The organism is Burkholderia sp. 3C (assembly GCF_054589155.1).
Genome location: NZ_BAAILN010000151.1, coordinates 29789 through 36466 on the forward strand (window position 1 = coordinate 29789; position 6678 = coordinate 36466).

The following is a 6678-nucleotide window of genomic DNA, read 5'->3' on the forward strand; positions in this document are numbered from 1 at the left end:
GCTGATTGGGGGCGTTGTCTTTCGCGTCGAATTCGGGTGCGCTCACTGCCTGTCTCCGTCCTGGATATTGTGATTGTGTCGATGAGGGCGCTACGGTGCTGCAATGGCTGGTGTCATACGATGACACGATGATAATAAGCACGATGCGGCAGCCATGATGTCCGTGCATTCCCTAGGATGGATGGGGCTGAAAGGCAAGACTGGAAAGGAATCATCGCTGATTTTCCGGAATTTTCGACTGTTGCGTCGTGGCACTGACGATCATTTTGGGCATGCAAAAAATCTGCCAAAAAACGTCTCAGCATATATGATGTCCGACGTTGAAAACGACGAAAAATGCAGGATACGACAGCGCACCGGCCAGCCTCGCAGCGGTGCCGCCAACGCGTGATCGGACAAGTCGGCGATGGCGGGCGCAGCAGGTTCGTCGCACGCTCAAGTTGCCGTCGGACCTGTCGAAAACTGAAGGTAATCCGTACGAGCGGGGGAGCAGCGCGTTCGTCGGAGGAATACGTAAAAAAATTGCATCCAGGGGAAAACCACAGCATGAAAAACGTCAGCATCCGTACCGGCTTGCTGTTCATCCTCGCGTTGTTCGGCACGATGATCGTCGTCGGCGGGGTGGCCGGCGTCGTCTCGCTGCACGCTGCCAATCATTCGACGAATCGGGTCCATGCGATCTCGTCGCGCGTGATCCTGCTGAACGACGCTTATAAGGACATGACGCGCGCCCGCAGCGCGCTGGTGCGTGCCTACAGCACGGCGCGCGAGCAATCGAGCGTCAACACCGCGGCGATCGACAGCGGGCAAGGCAGCATCGACAAGTCGAGCACGGAGCTGAAGGCGTTCGCCGACGCCAAACCGATCGACGGCCAGGACGCCGCGCTGCTGCAGGACATAGTGCAACTGGGCCGCGCGCACACGGCCACCGTGCAGGCCGGGCTCGACGCGCTGCGCGCCAACGATCCGACCAAGTATTCGGCGCTCAACGCCACCGACATCACCACCTCGGGCGCGGCCTATTCGGTTGCGCTCGAACGCTTCCAGAAGCAGGCCAACCAGCTCGCGCAGGACGAAGCCGAACAGGAAGCGGCGCGCTACCAGATCGTGCTGGCGCTGGTGGTGATCGGCGTGGCGATCGCGCTGGCGCTGGTGGTGGCCGTGCATTTCGCACTGCGCAGGAACGTGGTGCGGCCGCTGGAAGACGCGGCGCAACTGCTCGGCAAGGTGGCCGACGGCGACCTCGATCTGTCGATCCCGGCCGGCGGCAACAACGAGGTCGGCCGCCTGCTGGCCGCCATCGCACGGATGCAGTCGGGCCTGACGCGCACCGTGCGTCAGGTGTTGAGCAGTTCGGATTCGGTCAACGTGGGGGCGAAGGAAATCGCGGCGGGCAACCTCGATCTGTCGTCGCGCACCGAGGAGCAATCGGCCGCGCTGGAGGAAACCGCCGCCAGCATGAAGGAGCTGACCGACACCGTGACGCGCAACGCCGACAACGCCCGCACCGCCAGCTCGCTCGCCAGCGAGGCGGCGCAACTGGCCACGCGCGGCGGCGACATGGTGGGCAGCGTGGTGACGACCATGAACGAGATCAGCACCGGCTCGACGCGCATGGCCGACATCATCGGCACGATCGACGGCATCGCGTTCCAGACCAACATCCTCGCGCTCAACGCGGCGGTGGAAGCGGCGCGCGCGGGCGAACAGGGCCGTGGCTTCGCAGTGGTGGCCGGCGAAGTGCGCGTGCTGGCGCAACGCAGCGCGGGTGCGGCGCGCGAGATCCGCGAACTGATCGACGCCTCGCTCGGCCGCGTGCAGGCCGGCAACGCGCAGGTGGCGCAGGCGGGCACGGCGATCACCGAGACGGTCGAGGCGGTGCGCCGCGTGGCCGGCATCGTGCAGGAGATTTCGGCCGAATCGAGCGAGCAGGCCAGCGGCATCGTGCAGATCGGGCAGGCGGTCGCGCAGATGGAGCAGGTCACGCAGCAGAACGCGGCGCTGGTCGAGCAGGCCGCGGCGGCGGCCGGTTCGCTGGAGACGCAGGCGCGTCAGCTGGAGGCGGCGGTGTCGTCGTTCAGGCTCGCGGCGGTTTGATCGGTGGCGGGTTTGCCGGCGATGCGGGCGTGCCGGCTCGGAGCGGCATTGTCATCGTTCGGGCACGCGGCCGTTTGATCGGTGGCGGGTTTGCCGGGGATGCAGGCGTGCCGGCTCGGAGCGGCATTGTCATCGTTCAGGCACGCGGCCGTTTGATCTGCGGCTGGTTCGCTGGAGATGCAGGAGCGCTAACTGGAAGCAGCGTTGTTGTCGTCCCGGCACACGCCCGTTCGATCCGCGGCAGGCGCGAGGCGATGCGGCAGCGCCAACGCCGCTCGCCGTCACACCCATTCAGCGTCGCACCGGCTCGGTATCCAACGGCTCCGAGATCGTCAGCAGCAACACGAAGGCCAGCACCGAGATCGCCGACATGAAGCCGAACACGTGATCCCAGCCGTAGTGATCGAGCAGCAACCCGGCGATGAACGGCGTGGCTGCGCCGCCTAGCTGGCCGCCCATGTTGACGATCGCGTTGGCCAGCGGGAACTGCGCCTTCGCCACGAACGCGGTCGGATACACCATGTACGCCGAGAAGCCGATGCTCAACGCCACACCTGCCGTGAAGATCAGGAATCCGTACAACAGCGGCGAGGCCGGCGTGCGGATCAGCACCACCATCATCAGCGCGGTGGCCACCGCCGAGAACATCATGCCGGGCTTGCGGCGCTTGCCGAACACGCGGTCCGACAGCCAGCCGCCGAGAATGTTGCCCACCACCGCGCCCACCCACGGCGCGGCCGCCACGAAGCCGGTGCCGGTCACGCTGAACTTCTTGACGGTCAGCAGATAGGTGGGAATCCAGGCCAGCATCACGCTCGAAATGCCCAACTGGCAGCAATAGCCGAGCGCGCAGCCATACACGTTCCAGGACGTGATCACGGCGCGCGTCGAGGCCAGCGGCGGCTCGCTGCGCACGCGCGTGAGCCGGTCGAGCCACGGCATTGCGCGGGTGCGCTCGATGCGCATCGGCGTGCCGGCCTGCGGGCTGCCCGCATCGATCAGCTCGCGCTCCGCGCGATTGACGGCGCGGCTGTCGGCGGGCTTGTCGGCCACCATCGCGTACCAGACGATCGAGAACAGCACGCCCGGCAGCGCGAACACCAGGAAGATCGCCTGCCAGCCCCAGGTGCCGATGATCGCCGCACCGAGGATCGGCGTGATGACCGGGCCGAACTTCACGGCGGAGAGAAAGATGCCCGACGCCGTGCCTTTCTCCCTGGCCGGGAACCAGCCATTGATGGTGGCGGCGATGCCGAGCGGCAGCGGCCCCTCGGCGAAACCGAGCGCGAGGCGGCACAGCTTGAGCGAAAGCAGCGAGCCGGCCACGCCCGTGAGCGCGGTGGCGATCGACGTCAGGATCATCGAAACGGGCAGCACGCGGCGCACGCCGAAACGCGAGATGAGCCAGGCCGACGGCAACTGCGCGAGCGCGTAGGCGATCAGGAACACACTGACCAGCGCGCCCGCTTCGGCGTTGCTCATCGCGAATTCCTTGCGCAGGAACGGCAGCGCGATGCCGAGGTTGGCGCGATCCGCCGCCGCCACCGTGTAGATCAGGAAGAACAGGGTGGCGACCACCCAGCGATAGCGGGTGGGGCGCGCCGCATCGGCCAGGGCGCCCGGCGCGGCCAGGCTGCTGTCTTTTCTCATGGTGTCTCGCTCCGTGTTCATGGTGTTGTCGGTGCTGCCCGGCGCAGGCGCTAGGTCAGGTCGAAGCGGCGCAGCGTCGCCTCCAGCCCGAGCAGTTCGACCGTGGTCGCGCCTTCGCGAATTTGCTGGCGGAACGCCAGTTCCTTGTCCTCGCGCGCCTGGCTGACCTGCACCACGCGCTCGACGTCGTGCCGCGGCACCACCACCACGCCGTCGATGTCGCCGACCACGATGTCGCCCGGCTGGATTTGCACGTCGCCGATCGTGACCGGCACGTTGAGCCGGCCCGGCTGGTTCTTGCCGGTGCCCTTGATGCAGAGGCCGCGCGCGAACACCGGAAAACCCATCTCGATGATGGTGCGCGCGTCGCGCACCGCGCCGTGCATGACGAGGCCGGCCAGCCCCTTGTGCAGCGCCAGTTCGGTAAACACGTCGCCCCACGGGCCGGCTTCGAGGAAGCCTTTCGCGTCGACCACCAGCACGTCGCCCGGCTGCACCTTGAGCATCGCGTAATGGAGCATCAGGTTGTCGCCGGGGCGGATGTCGACCGTGACGGCCGGCCCGGCCACGCACATCGACGGATGGATCGGCTTGATGCCGCTGTCGAGCGCGCCGTAGGCGCCCTGGGCTTCGTAGACGGTGGCGCTGCCGAGGGCGCGCAGCGCCGCGATCGGATCGGTGGAAGGCTCGTGACGGCTCATGTTCGTTCTGCGAAGTTTGTAGGCCGTGCCAGTTTTAGTTAAAGTTCCACCGCTATCAATCGGCGTTTTTTGAGCTTAAGTTCAATAAAAATGAATCTTCGACAGGTGCGCTATTTCTGCGCCGTGGTGGAAGCCGGCAGCGCCACCGGCGCGGCGGAGGCGTTGCACATCGCGCCCACCGCCATCAGCATGCAGTTGTCGCAGCTCGAGGCCCACCTCGGCGGCGAGCTGTTCGACCGTTCGCGCCGGCCGATGGAGCTGACCTCGCTCGGCAAGTATTTCTATCCGCGCGCCAAGGAATTGCTGTCGCATGCAGGCCGGCTCGACGACGAGGCGCGCGGCATCGCCTCGGGCCAGCGCGGCTGGCTCGGCATCGGTTTCGTGCGGTCGGTGGCGTATTCGGTGCTGCCGGCGGCGGTGCGGCGCTTTCGCGAGGGCTGCCCGGACGTGCATCTGGATCTGGTGGAGGCGCTGTCCGAATACCAGCCCGAGCGCTTGCGGCAGGGGCGTATCGACATCGGCATCTCGCGCTTCATCGGCCCGCTCGATACCAGCCCGGACCTGGTCTACACGGTGATGCTCGACGAGCCGTTCGTGGCGGCCGTGCCGATCGGCGACGCGCTGGCGCGGCAGCGCTCGGTGACGGCCGCCGAGCTGTCTCGGCTGCCGTTCATTCACTATCCGAAGGACGCGCGCAGCCCGTTCGGCCAGCAGTTGCTGACCGCCCTGAAGGCCGCCGGCGGCGAGCCGCGCGCCGGGCACGACGCGATCGAGATCCACACCGCGCTGGCGCTGGTGGGTGCGGGGCTGGGCATGACGCTGGTGGGGCGCTCGACGGCCAAGAACAACCGGCGCGACGTGCGTTTCCTGCCGGTGAAGGGCTTCGAGCTGCGGACCAAGCTGGTGACCATCACGCGGGCGCGCGACGACAACCGGCTGGTGGAGACGTTTCGCGACAGCCTGCTGTCGATGCGCAACGAATGAGTTCGATACAGGATGGCAAGGCCATGACCACGCATCCCCTTCCCGACGGCGCCTACCGCGCCACCTGCCGCGAGCGCAACGCGCTGTCGGCCGCCGCGAACGGGCACCGCCCGGTGTTCCCGCACGCGCTCATGCACGTGAAGGACGGCTGGGCGACGTTCACCCGCGACGACGAGGAAATCTGGAGTTGCAGCGCGCTCTACGCGGCTGCGAATTTCACAATCGAATCGGCATGAGACGGGCGCCGCGGCGGCCCGCTCATGCCGGATCGTGCTCGACCCGTTACACCGGGTTGGCTGCGACGAAGCTCTTGAACGCCGAGTAGGCCGGCAGCTTGGTGACGCCGTCCGATTTCACGAGGCCGTACTGGTCGTCGATCATCGCGTACATCATGACCGACTGGATGTTGTACTTGTCCTTGATCGACTTGTACTCGGTCAACGCGCGGGTGACGTAGGCTGCCTGCTGGGTCGCGGTGTCGATCGGGCCGGTCCAGCCCCATTCCGTCAGGAAGATCGGTACCCCGAACGAATCCTTGAGCGCCTGCAGCACGTCGTAGCAGGCGTTGTTGCGCCAGCCGCAGACGATATCGCCCGAGCTTTCGTACCAGTGATAGCAGGTGATGTCCCAGCGAACCGAAGCCGCGCCGGTCACGCCGTTGGTGGTGCCGTTCGGCGTGATGCCGCTCCACAGCATCTGCAACGCGCGATACGCCAGTGGAATACCCACGTTCACGCCCACCTTGATGGTCGAATCGATCGCCTTGACGCCATCGATCATGCCGCGAATCACGCCACGGAATGCGGGCCAGGCCGCCGGGTTGTAGTTGATGGTGTTGCTGCCGTCGCCGTTGTTCACCACCGGCACGTCGAGTTCGTTGCCGCACTCGATGTACGACACCAGGCCCTTCAGCGGCGTGGTCACGCTGGTGCCGAGGTTGTAGCCGAGCGTATAGGCGGCCGATTCGCTGAGCGAGGTGCTCCAGCCGGCCGAGCTCGGGTTGAGCACCGGGAAGATCGACACGCCGCTTTTCGCGAACGGGCCGGTGAGCGCGGTGGCGAGCACCTTCGCCATGTCGGAGCCGGCCACGTCGCACCGGTACATCGTCGCGCCCAGGTCCTTGATCATCGCGAGCTGCGCGGCGGCGGACAGCGTGTGATAAATGCCCGAGTTGTAGGCCATGTGCCCGTTGAGGCCGTAGAAGAACGGGGCGCTCGACGTCGACGTGGAAGTCGACGTCGATGCC

The 6678-nt window shown here is 66.5% G+C and carries 7 protein-coding genes; 4 read left to right on the forward strand and 3 right to left on the reverse strand.

Going from position 1 to position 6678, the window contains the following annotated elements; translation table 11 throughout:
* Positions 1-154: 154 nt before the first annotated feature.
* Both ACYP33_RS31070 and ACYP33_RS31075 read left to right on the forward strand, forming a co-directional pair.
* On the forward strand, positions 155-391 hold the full coding sequence (locus ACYP33_RS31070; RefSeq protein ID WP_459625054.1) for a hypothetical protein: 237 nt from the start codon (positions 155-157) through the stop codon (positions 389-391).
* A gap of 155 nt (positions 392-546) precedes the next feature.
* Positions 547-2097 carry a methyl-accepting chemotaxis protein gene (locus tag ACYP33_RS31075; protein WP_414447641.1) on the forward strand — a complete coding sequence of 517 codons (1551 nt, stop codon included), beginning with the start codon at positions 547-549 and terminating at the stop codon, positions 2095-2097.
* A gap of 291 nt (positions 2098-2388) precedes the next feature.
* On the opposite strand, the gene ACYP33_RS31080 is transcribed toward ACYP33_RS31075, so the two are convergent.
* Positions 2389-3747 (reverse strand): MFS transporter, encoded by a 1359-nt coding sequence (locus ACYP33_RS31080; RefSeq protein ID WP_459625055.1) that lies wholly within the window; start codon positions 3745-3747, stop codon positions 2389-2391.
* A 50-nt stretch (positions 3748-3797) separates the two neighbouring features.
* Positions 3798-4448, reverse strand: a complete 651-nt coding sequence (locus ACYP33_RS31085; RefSeq protein WP_414441917.1) for a 4-carboxy-4-hydroxy-2-oxoadipate aldolase/oxaloacetate decarboxylase — start codon at positions 4446-4448, stop codon at positions 3798-3800.
* Positions 4449-4538: 90 nt separating this feature from the next.
* Between ACYP33_RS31085 and ACYP33_RS31090 the strand changes: the two genes are divergently transcribed.
* Together ACYP33_RS31090 and ACYP33_RS31095 are read left to right on the forward strand one after the other, a co-directional pair.
* A complete protein-coding gene (locus ACYP33_RS31090; protein WP_414441918.1) occupies positions 4539-5432 on the forward strand; it encodes a LysR family transcriptional regulator in 894 nt (297 codons plus the stop codon).
* 23 nt (positions 5433-5455) lie between these two features.
* Positions 5456-5668 (forward strand): hypothetical protein, encoded by a 213-nt coding sequence (locus tag ACYP33_RS31095; RefSeq protein ID WP_459625057.1) that lies wholly within the window; start codon positions 5456-5458, stop codon positions 5666-5668.
* A 46-nt stretch (positions 5669-5714) separates the two neighbouring features.
* Here ACYP33_RS31095 and ACYP33_RS31100 read toward each other — a convergent pair.
* Positions 5715-6678: glycosyl hydrolase (locus ACYP33_RS31100; RefSeq protein WP_459625058.1), on the reverse strand; the 964-nt coding region annotated here is incomplete at its 5' end.